The organism is Enterobacter sp. 940_PEND (assembly GCF_001059415.1).
In the GTDB taxonomy this organism is placed as follows: domain Bacteria; phylum Pseudomonadota; class Gammaproteobacteria; order Enterobacterales; family Enterobacteriaceae; genus Enterobacter; species Enterobacter cloacae_M.
The window spans coordinates 196,672-221,731 of record NZ_JUMS01000006.1; the positions used below are offsets into that span (position 1 = coordinate 196,672).

The following is a 25,060-nucleotide window of genomic DNA, read 5'->3' on the forward strand; positions in this document are numbered from 1 at the left end:
ATTGCGGCGGTAACGAAAGAGGATAAACCGTGTCCCGTACTATTATGCTGATCCCTACCGGAACCAGCGTCGGCCTGACCAGCGTCAGCCTTGGCGTTATCCGTGCTATGGAACGCAAAGGCGTTCGTCTGAGCGTCTTTAAGCCAATTGCCCAGCCACGTGCCGGTGGCGATGCGCCAGACCAGACCACCACCATCGTTCGCAAGAACTCCAATCTGCCAGCGGCTGAACCGCTGAAGATGAGCCACGTTGAATCTCTGCTGTCCAGCAACCAGAAAGACGTGCTGATGGAAGAGATCATCGCCAACTACCATGCTAACGCGCAAGACGCGGAAGTGGTGCTGGTTGAAGGTCTGGTCCCGACGCGCAAACACCAGTTTGCCCAGTCTCTGAACTTTGAAATCGCGAAAACCCTGAACGCAGAGATCGTTTTCGTGATGTCTCAGGGCACCGACACCCCAGAGCAGCTGAACGAGCGTATCGAACTGACGCGCAGCAGCTTCGGCGGCGCGAAAAACACCAACATCACCGGCGTGATCGTGAACAAGCTGAACGCACCGGTGGATGAGCAGGGCCGTACTCGCCCTGACCTGTCCGAGATCTTCGATGACTCTTCCAAAGCGAAAGTCATCAAAGTTGACCCGGCTAAGCTGCAGGAATCCAGCCCGCTTCCGGTTCTGGGCGCGGTGCCATGGAGCTTCGATCTGATTGCCACCCGTGCAATCGATATGGCGCGTCACCTGAACGCCACCATCGTTAACGAAGGCGACATCAACACCCGCCGCGTGAAGTCCGTAACCTTCTGTGCACGCAGCATTCCGCACATGCTGGAACACTTCCGCGCTGGTTCCCTGCTGGTGACCTCCGCAGACCGTCCTGACGTTCTGGTTGCAGCCTGCCTGGCCGCAATGAACGGCGTGGAAATCGGTGCGATCCTGCTGACCGGTGCCTACGAGATGGACCCACGCGTCAGCAAGCTGTGCGAACGCGCGTTTGCTACCGGCCTGCCGGTCTTCATGGTGAACACCAACACCTGGCAGACCTCCCTGAGCCTGCAGAGCTTCAACCTTGAAGTGCCGGTTGATGACCACGAGCGTATCGAGAAAGTTCAGGAATACGTAGCGGGCTACATCAACGCAGACTGGATCGAGTCCCTGACTGCAACCTCCGAGCGCAGCCGCCGCCTGTCTCCTCCAGCATTCCGTTATCAGCTGACCGAGCTGGCGCGTAAAGCGGGCAAACGCGTTGTTCTGCCAGAAGGCGACGAACCACGTACCGTTAAAGCAGCTGCTATCTGTGCAGAGCGCGGCATCGCGACCTGCGTTCTGCTGGGTAACCCGGATGAGATCACCCGCGTTGCGGCGTCTCAGGGCGTTGAGCTGGGCGCTGGCATCGAAATCGTTGACCCTGAAGTGGTTCGCGAGAGCTACGTTGCCCGTCTGGTTGAGCTGCGTAAGAGCAAGGGCATGACCGAAGCCGTTGCGCGCGAACAGCTGGAAGACAACGTGGTGCTGGGCACGCTGATGCTGGAGCAGGACGAAGTTGACGGTCTGGTTTCCGGTGCGGTTCACACCACGGCGAACACCATCCGCCCACCGCTGCAGCTGATCAAAACTGCACCGGGCAGCTCTCTGGTTTCTTCCGTGTTCTTCATGCTGCTGCCTGAACAGGTTTACGTTTACGGCGACTGCGCGATCAACCCGGATCCAACCGCAGAGCAGCTGGCAGAAATCGCTATCCAGTCCGCGGACTCCGCGATTGCCTTCGGTATCGAACCGCGCGTAGCGATGCTCTCCTACTCCACCGGTACCTCTGGTGCTGGTAGCGACGTAGAGAAAGTGCGTGAAGCGACCCGTCTGGCGCAGGAAAAACGCCCTGACCTGATGATCGACGGTCCGCTGCAGTACGACGCCGCCGTGATGGCCGACGTTGCGAAATCCAAAGCGCCGAACTCGCCGGTTGCAGGTCGCGCTACCGTGTTCATCTTCCCGGATCTGAACACCGGTAACACCACCTATAAAGCGGTGCAGCGTTCAGCAGACCTGATCTCCATCGGGCCAATGCTGCAGGGCATGCGCAAACCTGTGAACGACCTGTCTCGTGGCGCGCTGGTAGACGATATCGTCTATACCATCGCTCTGACCGCGATCCAGTCTTCGCAGCAGCAGTAATGTTAAAAAGCCCGGTGGCGCTAGCGCTTACCGGGCAACAAAAAGGCGACCACTTAACGGGTCGCCTTTTTTATTTATAGCAGCTCTCGCGCCGCCGATACAATGTCATGTGCCGTCAGGCCATACTCCTTCTGCAGGAAATCCTGCGTCCCCACCTGTCCGTAACGCTCCTTGACGCCCACCCGCCGCATCGGTACCGGGCAGGTTTCCACCAGGACTTCCGCCACCGCCGATCCCAGCCCGTTGTGAATACTGTGGTTTTCACAGGTGACGATGCGCCCGGTTTTCTCGGCGTAGTTTTTCACAAGCATCCGGTCGATGGGCTTCAGGGTAAACATGTCGATGACCGCCGCGCTTACCCCCTCCTGCTCAAGCTGGCGCGCCGCCTCCAGCGCTTCCGCCACCATGATGCCGTTGGCAATCAGGGTAATATCGGTTCCTTCGCGCAGCACGTTACCTTTGCCGATGGTGAAGGTTGAGCCCGGGGCGTACACGCTCGGTGCCTGCTTGCGGATGGTGCGTACCCAGTAAAAGCCTTCGAGGTCGATAAGCTGGCGCAGCACGTCCTCAAACATCACCGCGTCGGTCACCTCCAGCACCACCGAATGCGCCAGACCGCGTACGATGCCCATATCCTCAAACGACATATGTGTTCCGCCGTTATGGCAGGCCGTCACGCCCGCATCCGAGGCAATCACCTTCACGTTGTTGCGCTGATAGTCCAGGGACATAAACAGCTGGTCGAAGCAGCGACGGCTGGCAAACGCGGTGAAGGTATGAACGAACGGTTTACGCCCGGTAAGCGACAGCCCCGCCGCCGTGCCGATGACGTTGGCCTCCATAATGCCGCAGTTAATCACGTGCTGCGGATAATCGCGCGCCACGCCGTCCATCGCCATCGAGCTCATCAGATCCGCTTCCAGGGCGATAATCTCGCTTCCCGCCTCAATCTGCTTTGCCACAAAGCCCGCGTAGACCTTACGCATCTCAACGGCGTCTTTCTCTCCTGCCGGTGCAACCTTAATCATGTGAAGCCTCCAGTTGGCGAATCGTCTCGTTGAGGGCCGCTTTGCTCTCCGTGGTCAACCGCAGGTGGTGCGAGTTGCTGAGCTGTTCCAGGTACGGCACCCCCTGCCCTTTGATGCTGTCGAGGATGACGACTAACGGACGCGCGTCGGCAGCCGGGACCCGCAACGTCACCGCCAGCAGGCCCGGGATGTCGTCGCCCTTCACCGTCGCCACGTCAAAGCCAAAGGCGCGGAATTTCCCCTCCAGGTCGAACGCGCTGATGATCTCGTCCAGCTCGCCGTCGAGCTGCTGTTTGTTCCAGTCCACGAACACCGTCAGGTTGTTCAGGCGATGGTGGGCAATAAACTGGAAGGCTTCCCAGCACTGCCCCTCGTTCAGCTCGCCGTCACCGACGATGCAGAAGACGCGATTCGGTCGCCCCGCCAGCCTGTGCGAAAGCGCCATACCGCCGGCAATGGAGATCCCCTGCCCCAGCGAACCGGTGGTGGCGTCCACGCCGCGCGTTTTCAGACGGTCCGGGTGGCTTGGCAGGCGCGTGCCGTTCTGGTTCAGGGTGCTCAGCTCTTCCACCGGGAAGTAGCCCTTGATCGCCAGCGTGCTGTAGAGCGCTGGTCCCGCATGGCCTTTCGACAGGACAAAATAGTCTCGCTCCGGCCAGTCCGGATCCGCCGGGTCGATTTTCATCACCGCGCCGTACAGCACGGCCAGGGTTTCGACCACCGACATACTGCCGCCATAGTGCCCAAAGCCCAGCTGCGTCAGGGATTTCAGCGTCTCAAGACGGATCTGACGCGCGAGTTCGGTTATCTCTTTCTCATTCATGATTTGGCTCCGGTGTTTTCCTGCGCGTTACCGCCCGCAGGTTTGTTTTTCGCGAAGACGTTGTACGCCACCAGCAGCGCGAACAACGCCACAACCAGTCCGGTGATGGCAAGCGGCGACAGGAAGCGCGCCAGGTTGCCGAGGACAATCCCGACCGCGCCGAAGTCGGCGTCCGAGAAGGTGGTGTTGGCAAAGCCAATGGCGCCCAGCACCGGCAGCAGCAGGACCGGCAGGAAGGTGATCAACAGGCCGTTAGCAAAGGCGCCAATCATTGCCCCGCGGCGTCCGCCGGTGGCGTTACCGAACACGCCCGCCGTTGCGCCGGTGAAGAAGTGCGGCACGACGCCCGGGAGGATCAGCACCCAGCTAAACTGACCGCAGATGAACAACCCTACAATCCCGCCGAGGAAGCTGAACAGGAAGCCAATCAGCACCGCGTTTGGCGCATACGGATACACCACCGGGCAGTCCAGCGCAGGACGCGCGTTCGGCACCAGTTTCTCCGAGAAGCCGGTAAAGGCCGGAACGATCTCCGCCAGAATCAGGCGTACGCCCTGCAGGATGATGAACACGCCCGCCGCGAAGGTGATCGCCATGATGATGGCGTAGACCAGGTAATTCTGACCGCCGCTGAAGGTGGCCTCCACGTACTCACGTCCGGCGCTCACCGCCATGATCAGGTAGATAATCATCATGGTCAGGGAGATCGAGATCGAGCTGTCGCGCAGGAAGCTCAGGTTCTTCGGCAGGTTCATCTCTTCGGTTGAGCGGGAGCCTTTGCCGACCTTGCTGCCAATCCAGCCGGACAGCACGTAGCCCAGCGTGCCGAAGTGGCCGAATGCAATCTCATCGTTGCCGGTAATGCGCTTCATGTAGCGCTGTGCAATCGCCGGGAAGAAGGCCATGATCAGGCCGAGGATCAGCGAGCCGGTAAAGACCAGGCCCACGCCCTCAAAGCCCGCTACCGTCAGGATCACGCCAATCATGCACGCCATGTAAAACGTGTGGTGTCCGGTCAGGAAGATGTACTTCAGGCGGGTAAAGCGCGCGACGATAATATTCGCCACCATGCCGAAGGCCATAATCAGCGCGGTCGCTGCACCGTATTTCTCCAGCGCAATTGACACAATCGCTTCATTGTTTGGAATAATGCCCTGAATCGTAAAGGCGTGCTCAAACATACCGCCCAAAGGATTTAATGACCCCACCAGCACCGTAGCGCCGCCGCCCAGCACAATAAAGCCGAGAATGGTTTTAATCGTCCCTTTCACCACGTCCGAAAACGCTTTTTTCTGCGCAACCAGACCAATAAGCGCAATTAAGCCGACCAGCACCGAAGGGACTTTTAAAATATCAACAACGAAATTCAGCGTTTCAAGGATAAACATATCCACCTCGCCTTATCAGGGTTATTGTCTTTCGAACCAGGCGCGCAACTGCGCTTCAAGTTCGTTGATGTCGATGATGTTGTTAATCACCACCAGCTGGCTTTCCGGCACGCTGGCGCTGGCCGCAATGTCTTTTGCCATCACGAACAGATCGGCCGCGCCCGGCGTGGCCGAGGAGAGATCGGAATGTTCAACCTCAGCCTCAATCTCCAGTTTTTTAAGCACCTTTTTAATATTCATTTCGACCATAAAACTGCTGCCCAGGCCGGAGCCGCAAATAGCCATGATTTTCATTGTTGTCCCCTTATTTTGAGTAGAGCACGCCCCATCACGCTGTCGCGTAATGTTGTGAATAATCGGATTAAAGAATTAAATCAGAAGCGGTCAATAATCGTTTTAATTTCCTCCAGGGTATTCGCCTGATGCAGTTTCTCCATATCCTCGTCGCTGGAAAATAATTCTGCGAGTGCGGATATCATTTCGATATGGCTATGTTTATCCGGTGCCGCGAGCATAATAATCACATCGACAGGGTCAAACTCACCGGCACCAAACGAGACGCCCTGTTTTAGTTTTAATAAAGACAACCCCAGTCCTTTGGCGCCTTCCTCCGGCCGCGCATGCGGCATCGCCAGCCCTGGTGCCAGCACATAATAGGGTCCTAACGCGTGGTGCTGCTGGATGATGGCCGTGACGTATTCAGGCTCAATCACCTGCAAATCCAGAAGCGGCTTCGCGCACAGCTCCAGCGCCTGCGGCCAGTTTTCCACGCTATCCTGCAGCGTGATGGTTGTATCATATATCCATTTTTTGAGCACTTTTCACTCCCGCTACACGCTAAAGATGAGCAAACTTTATTCAACACATCGCTGGATGACTGCGATCGCGATCACAAAGATAGCGCTACCAATACTTAACATGCAGAAATGTGATAGCGCTATCAAATTGCAATCACGGCGCTAAATCACAGCAAAAAAAGGGATTTAAGGCGTATACTGCCTGTCACGTGAAGCGAAGGAAATGAAGAACGCGTCTGGTCAGCAGGAAGGTGTATGTCTCTAACCCGAAAACGGCGCAGTACTGGTAAAGTGACACTCGCCGATGTCGCACAGCTTGCCGGTGTGGGCACGATGACCGTGTCCCGTGCACTCCGCACGCCCGAACAGGTTTCCGATAAACTACGAGAAAAAATTGAAGCTGCCGTGCAGGAGCTGGGTTATATGCCGAATCTTGCCGCCAGCGCGCTTGCCTCGGCGTCGTCGTGGACGATAGCCATGGTGGTGCCTAACCTCTCCGAAGCCGGCTGCTCGGAGATGTTCGCCGGGCTACAGCAGGTGCTACAGCCTGCCGGGTATCAGATCATGCTGGCAGAGTCCCAGCATCGTCTTGAGCAGGAGGAGAAGTTGCTGGAAACGCTGCTGGCGTCGAATATTGCCGCCGCTATCCTGCTCAGCGTTGAACATACCGATACCGTTCGCCACTGGCTGAAAAACGCCTCCATTCCGGTGATGGAGATGGGCGCCATGCGCGCCGACCCGATTGATATGAATATCGGGATTGATAACGTAGCGGCCATGTATGAACTCACGGAAATGGTGATTAAGCGCGGCTACCAAAATATTGGCCTGCTGTGCGCCAACCAGGAGCAGTGGATTTTCCAGCAGCATCTGCAGGGCTGGTACAAAGCCATGCTTCGCCACCATATGTCGCCAACCCGGGTCATTAACGCGGCGATGCCGCCAAGCTTCTCGACAGGCGCGGCACAGCTGCCTGAATTCCTGCTGGCGTGGCCGGAGCTGGATGCGCTGGTATGCGTCTCAGACGAGCTGGCCTGCGGGGCGCTGTACGAGTGCCAGCGCAGGCGAATCAAGGTGCCGGACGACCTGGCGGTGGTAGGTTTTGGCGATAGCGACGTGAGCCGCGTCTGTCAGCCGCCGCTGACGACGATGGCGGTGCCGCATCGTAAGATTGGAATTGAAGCCGGGAAAGCGTTGCTGGAGCGTCTGAATGACGGTGACTGGCGCGATCAAAAGCCCATCGCGTCCAGTCTGTGTCTGAGAGAAAGTTGCTGAATATTACTCAGCCTCTTCCTCTTTCTCTGATTTGGTCGATTCGTTTTTGGCGTTGCGGGTCATCCACAGCGCCAGCGCTTTTAACGAATCCGGCGTGAACTCGTCGCAGCGCGCGGTGATCTCTTCCGGCGTCATCCAGCTGACTTCACTCACCTCTTCTTCCTGCAGAGCGAACGGCCCGTGGGAGACGCAGCTAAACAGCCCGCCCCAGACGCGGCAGTTTTCGTCTTCGAAATAGAACTGGCCGTGCTCGGCAAACGGCACGCCGGCGATACCTAACTCTTCTTCTGCTTCTCGACGCGCGGAATCCAGCAGCACTTCATCTGCCTGGACAACACCGCCTGCGGTGGCATCCAGCATACCCGGGAGAAAATCTTTGGTGTCCGTGCGGCGCTGGACCAGAATTTTGCCCATACCGTCATGCACAACGATGTACGTTGCGCGGTGGCGCAGACGCTCCGCACGCATTTGTTCGCGGCTGGCCTGCGCGATCACTTCATTCTCTTCGCTGACAATGTCAACCCACTCTGTACTTGCCAAATGACTCTGCTCCACCATCGGGAAACCTTCTCTTCTAAGCGCTCTTTCGGCGCGTTTGCAGTTGAGGTGTAACTTACGGATTAATCGCTACCTGCGCAATAACTTGCTGATCATTAAGTGCGATAACGCGCAGGGTATTTCCATCCAGCATGCCATAGCTCGCTGGATAACCGCCTTTCGGTATGCTGACCGATCCCGGGTTGAAGTGATAAATCTCACCGCGCTTTTCAGCAACCGGAATATGAGTATGACCGTAAACCAGGACATCGCCAGCCGCGAGCGCCGGGAGATTATCCGGGCTAAAAAGATGCCCGTGCGTCAGGAACAGGCGGCTTTGTTCCAGCAGCACCTGCTGCCATGGCGCGGTAAGGGGAAAATGCAGCAGCATCTGGTCCACTTCGCTGTCGCAGTTGCCGCGAACGGCGATGATTCGTGAGGCGTACGGGTTGAGCTTTTCCGCGACCTGCGCCGGAGCGTAGCCGTCCGGCAGCGCGTTGCGCGGGCCGTGGTTGAGCACATCCCCCAGTATAATCAGCCACTGCGCGCCGCTTTGTGCAAACAGGGAAAGGACACGCTCGGTAGCGGGCAGCGATCCATGGATATCCGACGCAAACATCAGTTTCATCAGTCACTCCTCGGGAAAACAGACTGCCCCCATCATACCTGAAGCGTCCGGGCTTATCAGCCCGCGCGCCTGGCAGATAGTGCCACATAGCGCTGCACGGAGGCACGCTGCCACTGAAACGCGGCATAATCCACCAGCAGCTGCGGCACCTCATCGCCGTTGAGGATCAGGCGGTTTAGCATCAACGCAAGATCGGCGTCGGCAATGCACCACTCGCCGAACAGGTTCGGGTTGCCGTGTGCGAGGAGCGAGGTGGCGGTTTCAATGAGTTTTTGCGCGCTTTCACGACCTTCAGCGCTGAGCGCTGGCTTTTTCACCCCGGCGAACACGACGTCCGTTGAGCGTTCCACGCGAATTGGCACCAGATCGCTTCGCAGCCACGCCTGGATCTGCCGCGCCCGCGCGCGTTTTTGCAGGTCGTGCGGATAGATCCGCTCCCACTCGGGCGGCGCGAACCGATCTTCCAGATATTCATCAATCGCCGACGATTCGCTCAGGGCAAAACCGTCAATCTCCAGCACCGGCACGCGTCGGGTCAGGTCGTAACCCTGCCACTGTGGCTTGAGATGCTCACCGCCGTCGAGATCAACGGTCTTCAGCGTAAAAGTGAGTCCTTTTTCGGCCAGCGCAACGTATACGCTCATAACATAGGGAGAAAAGAAATTCGCATCGGACCACAACGTGATTACGGGCTGGTTCATAACATCCTCATCGGCTGATCGGGTTTTTACTCAACATATAATCTCTTTGCGTCGCTGTCACTTGATGAAAACTCACGATTTACAACAACCACCTATACTCATTTGTCATGGCACCACTATTCGCATGGACAGGAGTTGAGAATGATCGACCTTTATTACGCCCCTACCCCAAACGGCCATAAGATCACCCTCTTTCTTGAAGAAGCCGAGCTGGATTACAGGATCATTCGCGTGGATATCAGCAAAGGCGAACAGTTCAGCCCTCTCTTTCTGGCTATCTCGCCGAATAATAAAATCCCGGCCATTATTGATAACCAGCCGGCGGACGGGGGCAGGCCGCTGAGCCTGTTTGAATCCGGTGAAATTTTGCTCTACCTGGCGGAGAAAACCGGCAAACTGCTGAGCGGCGAACTGCGCGAGCGTCACCATACCCTGCAATGGCTCTTCTGGCAGGCAAGCGGGCTGGGGCCCATGCTGGGGCAAAATCATCATTTTACCGCTTACGCCCCGCAGCCCATTCCCTACGCGATCGAACGCTATCAGGTTGAGACTCAACGGCTGTATGACGTTCTGAACCGTCGGCTGAAGAAAACGCCGTGGCTCGGGGGCGATCATTACAGTATTGCCGATATCGCCTGCTGGCCGTGGGTGAATACGCATGAAAAACACCGAATTGACCTGGCCGCTTACCCGGCGGTGAATAACTGGTTTGAGCGCATTCGGACCCGCCCGGCCACCGAGCGGGCGATGCAAAAAATCCAGCAGATTTAACCCTCTATGAGGCTGGGTGCCCGCGAGCCTCTCATGTATGATGAGCGTGAAATACTGACACGGAGAAGACCTGCAATGTCACAGCCAGACGCTATTATTCGCATAAAAAATTTACGCTTACGTACCTTCATCGGTATCAAAGAGGAAGAGATCGCCAACCGTCAGGATATTGTCATTAACGTGGTAATTCACTATCCCGCAGACAAAGCGCGGGCCAGCGAAGACATCAACGACGCGCTGAACTACCGCACAATTACCAAAAACATCATTCAATACGTGGAGAATAACCGCTTCTCTCTGCTGGAAAAATTAACTCAGGATGTGCTCGATATCGCACGCGAACATCACTGGGTCACTTATGCTGAAGTTGAGATCGATAAACTTCACGCCCTGCGCTACGCCGATTCCGTCTCCATGACGCTAAGCTGGCGACGCCAGGCGTAACCCTGGAGGTTGTATGAAGATTTTGCTGACCGGCGGCACGGGCCTTATTGGTCGTCACCTCATTGCGCGTCTGCAGGCCTTGCATCACGACATTACCGTGGTCACGCGCAGCCCGGAGAAAGCGCGCCAGGTGCTGGGGGCGGGTATCGATATCTGGAAAAATCTGGCCGATCAGCAAAATCTGGACGGCTTCGACGCCGTCATTAACCTCGCGGGTGAACCCATCGCCGATAAGCGCTGGACGGAAGAGCAAAAACAGCTGTTATGCAGCAGCCGGTGGAACATTACCGAAAAGCTGGTCGAGATGATCCGCAATAGCCATACCCCGCCTTCGGTGCTGATTTCGGGTTCAGCGGTAGGCTATTACGGCGATCTCGGTGAGGTGGTGGTGACCGAGGAAGAGCCGCCGCATAACGAGTTTACCCACAAGCTTTGCGCCCAGTGGGAGCGTATCGCCTGTGCGGCGCAGAGCGATCGCACCCGCGTCTGCCTGCTGCGGACCGGCGTCGTGCTTGCGCCTAAAGGCGGTATTCTGGCGAAGATGCTTCCCCCTTTCCGGCTCGGACTCGGCGGCCCCATCGGCAATGGTCGTCAGTACCTGGCGTGGATCCATATCGACGATATGGTCAACGGGATTCTCTGGCTGCTGGATAACGATCTGCGCGGGCCGTTTAACATGGTTGCGCCGTATCCGGTACGTAACGAACAGTTTGCCCACGCGCTGGGGCATACCCTGCACCGCCCGGCGATATTGCGTGTGCCTGCCACGGTCATTCGCCTGATGATGGGTGAAGCGTCTGTGCTGGTATTAGGCGGGCAGCGGGCGCTGCCAAAACGGCTGGAAGCGGCCGGGTTTGCGTTCCGCTGGTATGAATTAGAAGAGGCGCTGGGGGATGTTGTGCGGTGAATATGTTACAGTGACAGGCGATGTTCCGAAGATATGGCGTAACAATGGCAACGATCACCACACCCCGGCTTCACCTCACTCCTTTCGAACCCACTGACTGGGCTTTCTTCCGCTCGCTGCGTGAAGATCGCAGCATCATGCGCTACATGGCCGCCATCGCGCCGGAAAAAGAGACCCGCCGCGTGTTTGCCGCGCGGCTGATGGCGGAGCATGTCTTCGTGATCCGCTCTCTGGAGGACGATACGCCGCTGGGCGATATTGGCCTGCAAATCAGCCCTGAGAATAGTGAAGAGGCCGATATCGGCTATACGGTTGTGCCTGCCGCGCAGGGAAAAGGGATTGCCAGCGAGGCGCTGCGCGCGGTGTGTGATTATGCGTTCAACCAGACCGGCGTAAAGGCGATTAACGCGTACGTCCTGGCGGACAACGGCGGTTCGGTGCGCGTGCTGGAGAAAGCAGGGTTTGTGCGTACGCAGGTGCTGGAAAAGGCGTATGAAATTGACGGCGTGCGCTATGACGACTGGGTGTATCGGCTGGAGTGCGGTGCGGTCTGATACCCTCACCCCAGCCCTCTCCCACAGGGAGAGGGAGAACATCCAGCCCGCAGGCTCGGTAAGCGAAGCGCCACCGGGCGATTGGGCTGCACTGCGGGCTGATGCCCTCTTTACTTCAGAGATCCTTTGAGGAACTGCTGCAAACGCGGGCTTTGCGGGTTCGCCAGCACTTCGTCCGGGTGCCCCTGCTCTTCAATTTTCCCCTGATGCAGGAAGATGACGTGGTTCGAGACGTTTCGGGCGAAGCCCATCTCGTGCGTCACCACCACCATCGTTTTGCCCTCTTCGGCCAGCTTCTGCATGATGCGCAGCACTTCGCCAACGAGTTCAGGGTCCAGCGCGGAGGTCGGTTCGTCAAACAGCAGCACTTCGGGCTCCATCGCCAGCGCGCGCGCGATAGAGACACGCTGCTGCTGACCGCCGGAGAGATGCACCGGGTATTTCATCTGCTGGCGCTCGTCGATACCCACTTTCGCAAGGTATTTCACCGCGCGCTCGCGGGCTTCCTGCTTGCTCAGGCCCAGCACCTGAATCGGCGCTTCCATCACGTTCTCCAGCACCGTCATGTGGCTCCAGAGGTTGAAGTGCTGGAACACCATCGTCAGGCGCGTACGCAGCAGTCGCAGCTGGTGTTTATCCGCGACCTTCAGCTGGCCGTCTTTGTCACGGACCAGGTTAATATTCTGCCCGCTCACCACAATCGAGCCTTCACTCGGCTTTTCGAGGAAGTTAATGCAGCGCAGGAAGGTGCTTTTACCCGAGCCGGATGAGCCGATGATACTGATCACGTCGCCCGCATTCGCCTGCAGCGACACCCCTTTCAGCACTTCATGTTCGCCGTAGCGTTTGTGCAAATCAATAACGTTTAATTTGTTCTCAGCCATCATCTTTCTCAGTGCGTCGAAGAAGGTTTTATATGCTGCAACCAGCGTTTTTCAGCCTTACGGAACAGGCTAATCAGAACATAAGAGATAATTAAATAGAGCACCGCCGCAATGCCAAACGCGGTAAACGGCTGATAGGTCGCGGAGTTAATATCGCGCGCAATTTTGAGCAGATCCGGCACCGTCGCGGTAAAGGCGAGCGCGGTAGAGTGCAGCATCAAAATCACTTCGTTACTGTACGCCGGTAGTGCGATACGCAGCGCCGACGGCAGAATAATGCAGCGATAAAGCTTCACTGAGGAAAAGCCGTACGCGCGCGCCGCTTCAATCTCACCGTAAGGGACAGAGCGAATTGCTCCGGCGAAAATCTCGGTGGTGTAGGCGCAGGTGTTGAGCGTCAACGCCAGCACCGTACAGTTCAGGCCGCTGCGGAAGAACGCATTCAGCATCTCAGTGCCTTTTACGATCTCCAGCGTATACATCCCCGAATAGAACACCAGCAGCTGCACGTACAGCGGCGTACCGCGAAACACGTAGGTGAACAGCCAGATCGGGAACTGGATAAATTTATTGTTCGATACGCGGCCAATGGCAAGAAACACCGCCAGAATGCCGCCCATCACCACGGAGGAGATCAGCAGCCAGAGCGTAATCGCCACGCCGGTAAAGCGGTAGCCATCCGTCCACAGCAGCGACTTCCAGTATTCCTGAATAATCTCAATCACAGGTCAGCCCTCTTCACACCCACGGAGTAGCGACGCTCGAGCAGAAGCAGCACACCATTGGAGACGGTCGTAAAGACCAGATAAATCACGCCGCAGACCACCGCAAAGTAGAACGGCTCCCAGGTGCTCTTGCCCGCCAGCTGAGTCGCTTTCACGACGTCTTCCAGACCGAGCAGCGAGACCAGCGCTGTCGCTTTGAGGATAACCTGCCAGTTGTTGCCGATGCCCGGGAGCGCATAACGCATCATGGCCGGGAACATAATCCGACGAAACGTTTGTGAAGAGGTAAAACCAAATGCGGTTGCCGCCTCAATATGGCCTTTCGGCACGGCCATGTAGGCACCACGGAAGGTTTCGGTGAAGTAGGCACCGTAGATAAAACCCAGGGTAATAATACCGGCCACCATCGGGTCGATATCAATTTGTCCCATGCCCATCGCGTCCGTTACGCTGTTCAGCGCAATCTGCAGACCGTAAAAGATAAGCAGCATCAGCACCAGATCGGGAACGCCGCGAATAAGCGTGGTGTAGCCTTCAAATATGAGCGCCAGCGGTTTGTTAGCCGAAAGCTTCGCCCCTGCGCCCGCCAGACCTATCAGCACCGCCAGCACCACGGAGCTGATAGCCAGCTCAAGGGTGACAAGCGCGCCCTGTAAAATAACGCCAGAAAATCCGTACAGCATACCGCGAGCCCTGTCGTATCGTGAGTGGTGGAACCGTGTCTTTTCCCCTCCCACATCGGGAGGGGCCGCACGTTATTTGACGGGGCGATTAGCCGCCGTAAACATTAAAATCAAAGTACTTTTTCGCCAGCTTGTCGTAGGTGCCGTCAGCGCGCATTTCAGCAAACGCTTTGTTCAGCGCCTCACGCAGCTCGTTGTCTTCTTTGCGCAGGCCCATACCGGTGCCCACACCAAACAACTTCACGTCCTTAATAGACGGGCCGCCAAACTTGTAATCTTTACCCACCGGCGTTTTCAGGAAGCCTTCGCTTGCCGCAACTTCATCCTGGAATGCCGCATCAATTCGGCCTGCCGTCAGGTCAGCGTAGATATTTTCCTGACCCTGATAGGAGACGATTTCAATCCCCTTCGGCGCCCAGTGTTCGTTGCCGTAGGTTTCCTGCGTGGTGCCCTGCAGCACGCCGACGCGTTTGCCTTTCAGCGACTCCAGCGTTGGCTGAATATCAGAAGCTTTAGCCACCACCAGACGAGAATCGGCCGCGTAGAGTTTGTCGGTGAAGGCAATCTCCTGCTGGCGTTTTTCGGTGATGGAGAGCGAGGACATGATCACGTCGATTTTTTTCGCTTTCAGGGATGGGATCAGCGCATCCAGCGGGTTCTCAACGTAGGTACACTGTGCTTTGATGCGTTTGCACAGCTCATTAGCCAGATCGATGTCAAAACCCACCAGTTCACCCTTTGAATTCTTTGATTCAAACGGCGCATAGGTTGGATCGGTACCAATTCGAATTTTCTGCGGAATGGCTGCGAATAACGCGGTGGCGCTGGAAAAGGCCAGTACCAGAGATAGTGACAACACGAGTTTTTTCATATTTGTCCTCAACAAACTGTCTTCATACGGGATTTTTACGACGACGGGGTGGTGCTAATGTGCCATCAATCCCCTCTGTCAGGCAAAGACTAATGCCCTTCAGGCGGGAATTTTTGCATTATAAATGCGTAAGTATGCACAAAGCGATCCAATACGGTGCAACAAATGCACCGCATTGGGTCAACCACTCCCGCAACGCACCTTTGCGGTGCGTTAGCGCCAGGTATTATTCACCGTATACGTTGAAGTCGAAGTATTTCTTCGCCAGTTTGTCGTAAGTCCCGTCTTTACGCAGCTCTGCAAAGGCTTTGTCGAAGGCGGCTTTCAGCTCGGTATCATCCTTGCGCAGGCCAATACCGGTGCCGTCACCAAAGTATTTTTTGTCTTTTACCGACGGGCCAGCAAACGCATAGTCTTTACCCGCAGGCTGTTTCAGGAAGCCTTCGCTCGCGGCGACTTCATCCTGGAATGCCGCATCCAGACGGCCTGCGGCCAGGTCAGAGTAGATCAGATCCTGGTTCTGGTAAGCCACCACGTCGACGCCCTTCTCGCGCCAGGTCGCATTGGCATAACCTTCCTGCGTCGAACCCTGAAGCACGCCAACATGCTTGCCTTTCAGCGAGTCGATGGTGGGCTTAATCGGGGAGCCTTTCGGCGCAATCAGGCGAGAATCCGCGGCGTAGAGCTTGTCAGAGAAGGCAATCTCCTGCTGGCGTTTTTCGGTGATGGAGAGAGAAGAGATAATGGCGTCGATTTTCTTGGCTTTCAGCGACGGGATTAACGCGTCAAAGTCGCTGCCCACCCATGTGCATTTCACCGCAATGCGTTTGCACATTTCATTTCCCAGATCGATATCAAACCCCACGAAATCGCCTTTCGCATCCTTGGAAGAGAATGGCGCGTAGGTTGCGTCTGTACCGATACGAACCGTCTGTGGAAGCGCTGCGTAGCTACCTGCCGCCGCACTTAACCCCACGAGCAAAGACAGAGCCAGAACCGTCTTCTTCATACATTTACCCTCAAGTACCGTGATTTTATTATGTATTGTGTTGTGTGTTGTGTTGCAGGCTTCATCTTGCAGGTCTTATGCCACATTGCCGTCTGGTCAAAACTTCGACGTTAAATATGTTAATAAAACGTTGCGATATTGCCTTAATGGTGAAAGATAGCAGGTCTGCCGAACGAACCGGAAAGAGAAAAAGGGAAAAAACGAATTAAATGTCGAGGATATGATCGCCGTTGCATAATTGCCCTGAAACAGGGCAACGTCTCTTTTCATGCACTCTGTTTGTGCACAGAATCAGGCCCCTTGCCAGCGGGTGAAGAGATCTTCAGGCAGGTCGATGTCAAACTGATCCAGCACGCGGTTGACGGTCTGATTAATCACGTCATCCAGCGAGGTCGGGCGATGATAAAACGCCGGTACCGGCGGCATGATGACGGCCCCCAGCTCCGCAGCCTGCGTCATTAAGCGCAGATGGCCGAGGTGCAGCGGCGTTTCCCGCACGCAAAGCACCAAGGGACGACGCTCCTTCAGCACCACATCCGCCGCACGCGTTACCAGGGTGTCGGTATAGCTGTTCACAATGCCGGAGAGCGTTTTAATGGAACAGGGCAGGATAACCATGCCGGCTGTTTTAAACGAGCCTGAGGAGATGCTGGCGGCGATATCACGGGCATCGTGAACCACGTCTGCCAGTGCCTGAACATCGCGCAGGGAGAGATCGGTTTCCAGAGAGAGGGTCTGCCGCGCCGCCTGGCTCATCACCAGATGGGTCTCGACTTCCGCCACGCTACGCAGAACCTGTAACAAACGTACGCCGTAAATCGCGCCGCTGGCGCCGCTGAGCCCAACAATGAGTCGTTTCATGATTTTCGCCCTTACTGATTTCAGGGCAGACTGTGCAGGATTTTGCGGGGAGTTGCAAGTGAGGGCATTCGCCCTCACTTGCCGGAGCATCAACCTTCGTTGTGCATCTCTAAGCTTTCGAGATCGTTCTGCAGCTGGACGGCTTTCGCATCGTCGTTGCGCAGCGAATCAAGATAGTCGAGGTACTGCTGGTCAACGTCTTTGGTCACGTAAATACCGTTGAACACGGAGCATTCAAACTGCTGAATTTCCGGGTTCTCGGCACGCACCGCGTCGATGAGATCGTTCAGATCCTGGAAAATCAGGCCGTCGGCACCGATGATCTGGCGAATTTCATCCACTTCACGGCCGTGAGCGATCAGCTCGTTGGCGGTTGGCATATCGATGCCGTACACGTTCGGGAAGCGAATCTCCGGCGCGGCAGAGGCCAGGTAGACTTTCTTCGCACCCGCTTCGCGCGCCATCTCGATAATCTGCTCGGAGGTGGTGCCGCGAACGATGGAGTCATCCACCAGCAGAACGTTCTTGTCGCGGAATTCCGCGCGGTTGGCATTCAGCTTGCGGCGCACGGACTTACGGCGCAGGTGCTGGCCCGGCATGATAAAGGTGCGGCCAACGTAGCGGTTCTTCACGAAGCCCTGACGGTATGGCTTATCCAGAATGCGGGCGATCTCCAGCGCGATATCGCAGGAGGTTTCCGGGATAGGAATAACCACGTCGATGTCGAGATCGTCCCACTCGCGGGCAATTTTCTCGCCCAGCTTTGTGCCCATGTTGACGCGCGCGCTGTAGACGGAAATCTTGTCGATGAAGGAATCCGGGCGGGCGAAGTAAACGTATTCAAACAGGCACGGGTTGCTGACCGGATTATCGGCACACTGGCGGGTAAACAGCTGGCCCTTCTCGGTGATATACACCGCTTCGCCCGGCGCAACGTCACGCAGGAACTCGAAGCCCAGGGTATCCAGTGCCACGCTCTCAGAGGCAACCATGTATTCGGTACGGCCATCGCCAAGGTCGCGCTTGCCGAGCACCAGGGGACGAATGCCGTTTGGATCGCGGAAGGCCACCATGCCGTGACCGATGATCATCGCTACGCATGCGTACGCGCCGCGGATCTGGCGGTTCGTCGCGGCAATCGCAGCAAAGATGTTGTCTGCTTCCAGCGGGTAGTGACGGAAGTTATCCAGCTCGCTGGCGAACACATTGAGCAGGATTTCAGAATCAGAGGTGGTGTTAATGTGGCGACGTTTCTCTTCGAACAGCTTTTTACGCAGCTCATGCGCGTTGGTCAGGTTGCCGTTATGAGCAAGGGTGATGCCATACGGTGAGTTGACGTAGAAAGGCTGTGCCTCAGAGGCGCTGGAACTGCCAGCAGTAGGATAACGAACGTGACCGATCCCCATATTACCTTGCAGACGCTGCATATGGCGGGCTTCAAACACATCGTTTACCAGGCCATTGGCCTTGCGTAAACGGAAGCAGTTGTTTGCATCAATGGTGATGATACCCGCAGCATCCTGCCCACGGTGCTGAAGCACCGTTAACGCGTCATAAATCGACTGGTTTACCGGCATGAAACCGGCGATACCGACAATACCGCACATTCGTCTTTTCCTCGTTAAGCCACATCTCAGGGTTTATGCCCTGGGCAAAAAACTCGACGAGCTTTGCAGATAGTCAAAGAACCATCTGATGATGAAGCTGAACTCTGGAATGAGCTGCGATTTCTGCCAGTCTTCGCTTTTGGAGAACCCGGTGAAGGTATCCAGGAAGAACAGGATCGCGGCCACAATCAGCACGCCTCGTAACGCCCCGAAACAGATCCCGAGCACCCTGTCCGTTCCTGACAGACCGGTTTTCTCGACCAGCTGACCTATCACGTAATTCACGATAGCGCCGACAATCAGCGTCGCGATAAACAGCACCGCGATGGCAATTCCGTTTCGGACCAGTTCATCTTCAAAGCCCGTGAACCAGACAGACAGGTAAGTGTAGTAATGACTGGCAACAAAGAAAGCACAACCCCAGGTTACCAGCGATAACGCTTCACGAACAAAGCCACGGATCAGGCTAACCAGACAGGAAAAACCAATCACCGCAATGATGGCGTAATCAATCCAGACCATATGTGTCCCACGATTTAACGCCCTGTCATCCAGTTCGGGGCGAATTCTAACAGAAAAAGAAAACGTTTGCGTAGGGATTTCCTTCCCGCGCGTAAATAAAAAAGGCGCTGAAAAAATGTTCAACGCCGTTGGCTCATTACGTCTCTTTGGACGTCTGCCATTCCCCCTCACCCCAGCCCTCTCCCTCAAGGGAGAGGGAGCAAACCATCCCCTCGCCCCTCTGGGGAGAGGGTTAGGGTGAGGGGTAGATCTTATCAGTTCGCGCTGTAGCCCATCACCACACCGCTCAGGCCGGAGATTTGCTTCAGCTCACCGAGCGAACCTTTAAGCTTATCTTTGGACGCTTCTGGCCCCACGAGGATACGGGTAATTTTACCCTGCACCGGCGTGGAAGGTGAAGTGTAAACACGATATCCCGCACTGCGCAGTTTGCTCACGACCTCGTTGACCTTATCGGCGTTTTTCAGCGCGCCGAGCTGCACAACGTATGCTTTTCCGGTCGGCGCTGCGTCTTGTTTTGCCGGCGGCGGGGTTTCTGACGCGGCAGCCAGCTGCTCTGCGGCTTTATCCCGCTGCGGTTTCGGCTGCGGCTGCGGCTTCTCAACCGGCTTCGGTTTTTCAACAGGTTTAGGCTGCTCTACCGGCACCGGATCGATATCGCTGCTGCTCGCTGCCGCCAGGCGAGACGGATCGAGCGACGGTGCGGCGGCATCGCCTGCACGCACCTCTTCCGCCGCCCCTTCCGGAGGCTGAGCAGGCAGCGCCTGCGTCGCCGCTGGCAGCATATCAGGCTCATCGCGGTCACCCGGTTTCGGCACCAGCGGAATAGCGGCAAACTCATCCTGATAATGCTTTTTCTGCCCGTCGAGCAGACCCGGGAGAATAATCACCCCGAGCGCGACCAGCACAATGGTTCCTGTTAAACGGTTCTGAAACTTACTCGCCACCGGTTCTCCCCGCGTCCATCACTTCCATGACATGTGCCACCGTGTGGAATGAACCACACACCAGCACGGTATCTTCTGGTTTAGCATCCGCCATCGCGGCATGCCAGGCCTGAGCCACGCTACTATAGATTGCGCCTTTGCCGAGATGTTCCATCAGCTGCTCAGCCGTCGCGCCGCGCGGCCCCTCCAGAGGAGCACAATACCAGCTATCGACCACACTCTCCATGCAGGCCAGCGTCCCGCCGATATCTTTATCATGAAGCATACCGATAACCGCCAGCACGCGCCCGGTTTTTGGTAACGATTTGAGACGTCCCGCGAGATACGCCGCCGCATGCGGGTTATGCGCCACGTCCAGAATCAGGCGCGGTGACTCGCTGACAATCTGGAAACGCCCGGGCAGAATTGCGCTCTGAATACCGTCGCGGATCGCCCGCTCGCTGACCACGAGGCCGCTGGCGCGCAGTGCCGCCAGCGCGGTTGCCGCGTTCGGCTGCGGCACCTGCGGCAGCGGCAGGTTGTCCAGCGCGCCCTGCCCATCGCTGAAGCGCCAGCCGTTGTCCTGAACCTCATACTGCCAGTCAACGCCGCGGCGCAGCAGACGCGCGCCCTTCTCGTTTGCCACGTCAGCAATGGTGTACGGCATGTCCGGCTCGCCGACCACGGCGGGTTTATTCGCCCGGAAAATACCTGCCTTCTCGCGGCCAATGCTTTCACGATCCGGTCCCAGCCAGTCGATATGGTCCAGCGCGATGCTGGTGACCACCGCCACGTCCGCATCCACCATATTGGTCGCATCAAGACGTCCGCCGAGGCCGACCTCAAGGATCACGACATCCAGCTGCGCCTGTTTGAACAGCCACAGCGCCGACAGGGTGCCGTATTCAAAATAGGTTAATGAGATCTCACCGCGTGCGGCTTCAATTTCCGCGAACGACGCCGTATGCGCCGATTCCGGCAGCTCGCTGTTCTGCACGCGAACGCGCTCGGTGTAGCGGACCAGGTGTGGAGAGCTGTACACGCCAACTTTGTAACCCGCGGCCATCAGGACAGATTCCAGCGTGCGGCAGGTCGTGCCTTTACCGTTGGTACCCGCGACGGTGAACACGAAAGGTGCCGGTTTGAGCACATCAAGACGCGCGGCGACCTGGCTTACGCGCTCAAGCCCCATATCGATGGTTTTACTGTGCAGGTTTTCCAGATAAGAAAGCCACGCGGCCAGGGGCGACGTGGCTTGGGGAATGCTTTTATTTTCCATAATGCCCGGTTGTCATTAACAGATTAGAAAGCAAAAGGGCAGCGCCAACCGGCCCTGCCCTTTTCAGTTATCAGGCCTCGGGTTCCTGATCCGGTACCACCACGCCTTCGCGCGGCTCATCCGGGTTCGGCGCTGGCAGATTCATCAGCTTCGCCAGGATGCTCGCCAGCTTCAGGCGCATTTCCGGACGGCGGACGATCATATCGATAGCGCCTTTCTCAATGAGGAACTCACTGCGCTGGAAGCCCGGCGGCAGTTTTTCACGAACGGTTTGCTCGATAACGCGAGGACCGGCAAAGCCGATCAGCGCTTTTGGCTCAGCGATGTTCAGATCGCCCAGCATCGCGAAGCTCGCGGAGACGCCGCCCATGGTTGGGTCGGTCAGCACGGAGATGTACGGCAGACCGCGCTCCTGCATCTTCGCCAGCGCGGCAGAGGTTTTCGCCATCTGCATCAGCGACATCAGCGCTTCCTGCATACGCGCACCGCCGGAGGCAGAGAAGCAGATCAGCGGACAGTTGTCTTCCAGCGCCTGCTCAACGGCACGCACGAAGCGCGCACCGACCACGGAGCCCATCGAGCCGCCCATAAAGGAGAACTCAAACGCAGCGGCAACAGCCGGCATCCCATGCAGGGTGCCTTTCATAACGACCAGCGCATCTTTCTCGCCGGTCTCTTTCTGTGCAGAGGCCAGACGATCTTTGTATTTTTTGGAATCGCGGAACTTCAGCACGTCTTTTGGCTCAAGTTCGCTACCCAGCTCTACCAGAGAGCCTTCGTCCAGCAGGCTATGCAGGCGGTTGCGCGCCGACATACGCATATGGTGGTCACACTTCGGACACACCTCAAGGTTGCGCTCCAGCTCTGCGCGGTACAGAACCTGACCGCAGCTATCACACTTCGTCCATACCCCTTCAGGAATGCTCGCTTTGCGCGTTGGGGTAATGTTGCTTTTAATTCGTTCAATCCAGCTCATTGATAACCTTTCTGCCTGAACCTGGTCGTATGCCAGTTTTGCTATAAGAGGCGAATAATGCCATTTTTGCCTCCAACAGACCATGAATGTTGCACATTAAAACATAACAGCCCGAAACTTTGGATAAAAAAGTGGTCGAACCGCCAGCGTGCATTTACTTCGCTTGTTTTGCCGCCGCACGTTTGTGACGAATGATTTCGATAACGCCCGGCAGTACGGAAAGCACAATAATCGCTACAATCAGTAACTTAAGGTTTTCCTGCACCACCGGGAGATCGCCAAACAGATAGCCTGCGTAGGTAAACAGCAGTACCCACAGCAGCGCGCCAACCACGTTGTATGCCGCAAAATGACGATAGGACATATGCCCCATTCCCGCCACAAACGGTGCAAATGTACGCACAATAGGCACAAAACGCGCAAGGATAATGGTTTTCCCGCCATGGCGTTCATAAAACGCATGGGTTTTGTCTAAATAGCTGCGGCGGAAAATTTTCGAATCAGGATTGCTGAACAGCCGCTCACCGAATACCCGTCCAATCGTATAGTTGACCGCATCACCGATAATGGCGGCAATCACCATCAGCACAACCATAAGATGCACGTTCAGATCGTTAGTGGGCAACGCCGAGAGCGCCCCGGCAACGAACAGCAGTGAATCCCCTGGCAGGAATGGGGTAACGACCAGTCCGGTTTCACAAAACAGAATGAGGAACAGAATGGCGTAGACCCAGACGCCATACTGCGCGACCAGCTCCGCCAGGTGAACATCAATATGCAGGATGAAATCAATCAGAAAACGTATTACGTCCATATTGTCTAAGCCCTAATTGCACCTTTGTTTAGTCCGCTAAAAACAGCGGGCCCATTGGCGGTTTCGGCAGGTCAAATCGATCCGGATAGTCTACTGAGACCAGATACAATCCTTCCGCTTTCGCCGTGGCTGCCGCAAGCGTTCTGTCCTTCGCTGCCAGCAGGTCTGCAATCCAGCTCTCCGGCTGGTGTCCGGCACCCACTTCCATCAGGCTGCCCACAATATTCCTAACCATATGATGTACAAAGGCATTGGCTTTGATATCCACCACCACATATGCGCCAAAACGGCTGACGTTTATGTGCATGACGTTGCGCCACGGCGTGCGGGACTGACACTGCACCGCACGAAACGACGTAAAGTCATTTTCACCAATCAGACACTGCGCCGCGCGATGCATACGTTCCGCATCAAGCGGTTCATAAAAATGCGTCACGCCCTGGCTTAACACCGCCGGACGCAGGCGCTGGTTATAGATGACATAACGGTAGCGACGCGCCGTGGCGCTGAAGCGCGCGTGAAAATCATCCGGCACAGCTTTTACCCAACGCACCGCAATGTCACCAGGCAAATTCGCATTTACACCCAGCGTCCAGGCGGCATCCTTACGCACGGCGGTGGTTTCAAAGTGAACCACCTGCCCCGTACCGTGAACACCCGCGTCCGTACGGCCCGCGCACAGGACGTTGATCGGCTCGTTTGCCACCTGAGAGAGCGCTTTCTCCAGCTTCTCCTGGACGCTGCGCACCTCGTTCTGACGCTGCCAGCCATAATATTTACTGCCATCGTACTCAATTCCGAGGGCAATTCTATGGACCGGCTTTTGTTCCACGTCTGACATCAGTACAGGTACTCCTGCACCAGTTTTTCAGCGATTTTGACCGCCATCAGCGCGCCGCCGAAGCGAACGTTATCGGCAACGGACCAGAACTGAACCTGCTCCGGCATGCCGTAATCGTTACGCACGCAGCCAACGGAAAGATGCGCGCTACCGGTGGCATCGCCAACCTGGGTCGGGAACTCGCTCTCTTCAGAGAGCACGATGTCTTCACCGCGGCCAAACGCGTCGCGCGCCTCTTCTGCCGCCAGCGGACGAAGGGCTTCAAAGCCGACCATCTGCGCGTGGCCGTAGAAGACAGGGGACTGCACGACGTTCGCGGAGATCATCAGGCCATCGTCCTGCAGAATTTTACGCACTTCATCGACGATACGACGCTCTTCGCGCACGGAGCCCTCGCGGTCCGGCAGCAGCGGCAGCATGTTGAACGCCAGCTGGCGACCAAAGAAATCATCTTCGTCAATCGGGATACCGTTCAGCAGCTTCGCGCTCTGCCCGGCCAGCGCGTCAACGGCCTTTTTGCCGTTCGCGGACGCGGACAGCAGGCTGGTGACGGTAATGCGCGACAGGCCGCCGTCGTCGATCAGCGGTTTCAGCGCGGTCAGCAGCTGGCTGGTGAGGCTGTTCGGAACCGCAATAACGTTACGGTTGCGGTAGTCAGCCAGCAGAAACGGGTTCACGTCCGGCACCACCAGCGGCACATCCGGCTCCATTGAGAACAGACCGCTCAGGTCGATCACCAGGCAGCCTGCGTTGGTCGCCTCTTCAACGTACGCAGCCGTCGCTTCAGCGCCCGCGGCGAAAAACGCCAGCTGCGCCTGCGTCCAGTCGAACGCGGCCGCGTCCTGGACCATGACGGATTTACCGTTAAAACGCAGATGCTCACCTGCGCTGTCGGTACGGGCCAGCGCATAGATATCGCCCACCGGGAACTGACGCTCAGCAAGGGTTTCGAGCAGGGCTTCGCCCACGGCACCCGTGGCACCTAAAATGGCAATGTTCCAGCCTTCAGACATGGTGGTTTACTCCAGAAATAAAAAA

28 protein-coding genes are annotated in these 25,060 nt (G+C 56.7%); 6 read left to right on the plus strand and 22 right to left on the minus strand.

Annotated features, from left to right (window positions below; genetic code table 11):
- The first annotated feature begins 29 nt into the window (after window positions 1-29).
- A complete protein-coding gene (gene pta, locus ADJ24_RS02180) occupies window positions 30-2,171 on the plus strand; it encodes a phosphate acetyltransferase (RefSeq protein WP_023312545.1) in 2,142 nt (713 codons plus the stop codon).
- Between the two features lie 74 nt (window positions 2,172-2,245).
- Here pta and ADJ24_RS02185 read toward each other — a convergent pair whose 3' ends face one another.
- The 5 genes from ADJ24_RS02185 to ADJ24_RS02205 form a co-directional block, all read right to left on the minus strand.
- The gene (locus tag ADJ24_RS02185; RefSeq protein WP_023312546.1) at window positions 2,246-3,199 is read right to left on the minus strand and encodes a transketolase family protein; all 954 of its coding nucleotides are present in this window, start codon (window positions 3,197-3,199) and stop codon (window positions 2,246-2,248) included.
- Window positions 3,192-4,022, minus strand: a complete 831-nt coding sequence (locus ADJ24_RS02190; RefSeq protein WP_023312547.1) for a transketolase — start codon at window positions 4,020-4,022, stop codon at window positions 3,192-3,194. The genes ADJ24_RS02185 and ADJ24_RS02190 overlap by 8 nt, the downstream gene beginning before the upstream one ends.
- The gene (locus tag ADJ24_RS02195) at window positions 4,019-5,410 is read right to left on the minus strand and encodes a PTS ascorbate transporter subunit IIC (RefSeq protein ID WP_023312548.1); all 1,392 of its coding nucleotides are present in this window, start codon (window positions 5,408-5,410) and stop codon (window positions 4,019-4,021) included. Before ADJ24_RS02195 ends, ADJ24_RS02190 begins: the two co-directional genes overlap by 4 nt.
- Window positions 5,411-5,431: 21 nt before the next feature.
- Window positions 5,432-5,704 carry a PTS sugar transporter subunit IIB gene (locus tag ADJ24_RS02200; RefSeq protein WP_003861447.1) on the minus strand — a complete coding sequence of 91 codons (273 nt, stop codon included), beginning with the start codon at window positions 5,702-5,704 and terminating at the stop codon, window positions 5,432-5,434.
- Between the two features lie 80 nt (window positions 5,705-5,784).
- Entirely contained in the window at window positions 5,785-6,228 is a 444-nt protein-coding gene (locus ADJ24_RS02205; RefSeq protein ID WP_023312549.1) for a PTS sugar transporter subunit IIA, read from the minus strand.
- Between the two features lie 234 nt (window positions 6,229-6,462).
- Between ADJ24_RS02205 and ADJ24_RS02210 the strand changes: the two genes are divergently transcribed.
- A complete protein-coding gene (locus tag ADJ24_RS02210; protein ID WP_023312550.1) occupies window positions 6,463-7,482 on the plus strand; it encodes a LacI family DNA-binding transcriptional regulator in 1,020 nt (339 codons plus the stop codon).
- A gap of 3 nt (window positions 7,483-7,485) precedes the next feature.
- On the opposite strand, the gene yfcD is transcribed toward ADJ24_RS02210, so the two are convergent.
- From yfcD to yfcF, 3 genes are read right to left on the minus strand one after another with little or no spacing between them, the layout of a single operon-like run.
- Entirely contained in the window at window positions 7,486-8,040 is a 555-nt protein-coding gene (gene yfcD / locus ADJ24_RS02215) for an NUDIX hydrolase YfcD (protein WP_023312551.1), read from the minus strand.
- Window positions 8,041-8,095: 55 nt separating this feature from the next.
- A complete protein-coding gene (gene yfcE, locus ADJ24_RS02220; RefSeq protein WP_023312552.1) occupies window positions 8,096-8,647 on the minus strand; it encodes a phosphodiesterase in 552 nt (183 codons plus the stop codon).
- Window positions 8,648-8,703: 56 nt separating this feature from the next.
- Window positions 8,704-9,348: a glutathione transferase gene (gene yfcF, locus ADJ24_RS02225; RefSeq protein ID WP_023312553.1), complete on the minus strand. Its 645-nt coding sequence runs from the start codon at window positions 9,346-9,348 to the stop codon at window positions 8,704-8,706.
- Window positions 9,349-9,489: 141 nt separating this feature from the next.
- Here yfcF and yfcG point away from each other — a divergent pair, with 141 nt between their 5' ends.
- The 4 genes from yfcG to ADJ24_RS02245 all read left to right on the plus strand — a co-directional run bounded on the left by yfcG (window position 9,490) and on the right by ADJ24_RS02245 (window position 12,024).
- The gene (gene yfcG, locus ADJ24_RS02230) at window positions 9,490-10,119 is read left to right on the plus strand and encodes a GSH-dependent disulfide bond oxidoreductase (RefSeq protein ID WP_023312554.1); all 630 of its coding nucleotides are present in this window, start codon (window positions 9,490-9,492) and stop codon (window positions 10,117-10,119) included.
- Between the two features lie 75 nt (window positions 10,120-10,194).
- Entirely contained in the window at window positions 10,195-10,563 is a 369-nt protein-coding gene (folX, locus tag ADJ24_RS02235; RefSeq protein ID WP_023312555.1) for a dihydroneopterin triphosphate 2'-epimerase, read from the plus strand.
- Window positions 10,564-10,576: 13 nt separating this feature from the next.
- A complete protein-coding gene (locus ADJ24_RS02240; RefSeq protein WP_023312556.1) occupies window positions 10,577-11,470 on the plus strand; it encodes a TIGR01777 family oxidoreductase in 894 nt (297 codons plus the stop codon).
- Between the two features lie 44 nt (window positions 11,471-11,514).
- Entirely contained in the window at window positions 11,515-12,024 is a 510-nt protein-coding gene (locus ADJ24_RS02245) for a GNAT family N-acetyltransferase (RefSeq protein ID WP_023312557.1), read from the plus strand.
- Window positions 12,025-12,134: 110 nt separating this feature from the next.
- Here ADJ24_RS02245 and hisP read toward each other — a convergent pair whose 3' ends face one another.
- The 14 genes from hisP to ADJ24_RS02315 form a co-directional block, all read right to left on the minus strand.
- A complete protein-coding gene (hisP, locus tag ADJ24_RS02250; protein WP_023312558.1) occupies window positions 12,135-12,908 on the minus strand; it encodes a histidine ABC transporter ATP-binding protein HisP in 774 nt (257 codons plus the stop codon).
- An 8-nt stretch (window positions 12,909-12,916) separates the two neighbouring features.
- Window positions 12,917-13,633 (minus strand): ABC transporter permease, encoded by a 717-nt coding sequence (locus tag ADJ24_RS02255; protein WP_008502590.1) that lies wholly within the window; start codon window positions 13,631-13,633, stop codon window positions 12,917-12,919.
- Entirely contained in the window at window positions 13,630-14,316 is a 687-nt protein-coding gene (locus ADJ24_RS02260; RefSeq protein ID WP_014832782.1) for a histidine ABC transporter permease HisQ, read from the minus strand. The genes ADJ24_RS02255 and ADJ24_RS02260 overlap by 4 nt, the downstream gene beginning before the upstream one ends.
- A gap of 88 nt (window positions 14,317-14,404) precedes the next feature.
- Entirely contained in the window at window positions 14,405-15,187 is a 783-nt protein-coding gene (hisJ, locus tag ADJ24_RS02265) for a histidine ABC transporter substrate-binding protein HisJ (protein WP_023312559.1), read from the minus strand.
- 226 nt (window positions 15,188-15,413) lie between these two features.
- Window positions 15,414-16,196 (minus strand): lysine/arginine/ornithine ABC transporter substrate-binding protein ArgT, encoded by a 783-nt coding sequence (gene argT, locus ADJ24_RS02270; protein WP_023312560.1) that lies wholly within the window; start codon window positions 16,194-16,196, stop codon window positions 15,414-15,416.
- A gap of 291 nt (window positions 16,197-16,487) precedes the next feature.
- Window positions 16,488-17,057, minus strand: a complete 570-nt coding sequence (locus ADJ24_RS02275) for a UbiX family flavin prenyltransferase (protein WP_023312561.1) — start codon at window positions 17,055-17,057, stop codon at window positions 16,488-16,490.
- An 89-nt stretch (window positions 17,058-17,146) separates the two neighbouring features.
- Window positions 17,147-18,664, minus strand: a complete 1,518-nt coding sequence (purF, locus tag ADJ24_RS02280) for an amidophosphoribosyltransferase (RefSeq protein WP_021241570.1) — start codon at window positions 18,662-18,664, stop codon at window positions 17,147-17,149.
- Between the two features lie 33 nt (window positions 18,665-18,697).
- Window positions 18,698-19,186 (minus strand): colicin V production protein, encoded by a 489-nt coding sequence (gene cvpA / locus ADJ24_RS02285; RefSeq protein ID WP_000262116.1) that lies wholly within the window; start codon window positions 19,184-19,186, stop codon window positions 18,698-18,700.
- 254 nt (window positions 19,187-19,440) lie between these two features.
- A complete protein-coding gene (gene dedD, locus ADJ24_RS02290; RefSeq protein WP_023312562.1) occupies window positions 19,441-20,133 on the minus strand; it encodes a cell division protein DedD in 693 nt (230 codons plus the stop codon).
- A complete protein-coding gene (folC, locus tag ADJ24_RS02295) occupies window positions 20,123-21,391 on the minus strand; it encodes a bifunctional tetrahydrofolate synthase/dihydrofolate synthase (RefSeq protein ID WP_023312563.1) in 1,269 nt (422 codons plus the stop codon). The genes dedD and folC overlap by 11 nt, the downstream gene beginning before the upstream one ends.
- 70 nt (window positions 21,392-21,461) lie before the next feature.
- Complete coding sequence (accD, locus tag ADJ24_RS02300; RefSeq protein ID WP_023312564.1) at window positions 21,462-22,367, minus strand: acetyl-CoA carboxylase, carboxyltransferase subunit beta; 906 nt, start codon at window positions 22,365-22,367, stop codon at window positions 21,462-21,464.
- 154 nt (window positions 22,368-22,521) lie between these two features.
- Window positions 22,522-23,181 carry a DedA family protein gene (locus ADJ24_RS02305; RefSeq protein WP_023312565.1) on the minus strand — a complete coding sequence of 220 codons (660 nt, stop codon included), beginning with the start codon at window positions 23,179-23,181 and terminating at the stop codon, window positions 22,522-22,524.
- Between the two features lie 28 nt (window positions 23,182-23,209).
- Window positions 23,210-24,022 carry a tRNA pseudouridine(38-40) synthase TruA gene (gene truA / locus ADJ24_RS02310; RefSeq protein ID WP_023312566.1) on the minus strand — a complete coding sequence of 271 codons (813 nt, stop codon included), beginning with the start codon at window positions 24,020-24,022 and terminating at the stop codon, window positions 23,210-23,212.
- Window positions 24,022-25,035, minus strand: a complete 1,014-nt coding sequence (locus ADJ24_RS02315; protein WP_023312567.1) for an aspartate-semialdehyde dehydrogenase — start codon at window positions 25,033-25,035, stop codon at window positions 24,022-24,024. The genes truA and ADJ24_RS02315 overlap by 1 nt, the downstream gene beginning before the upstream one ends.
- Window positions 25,036-25,060: the final 25 nt, after the last annotated feature.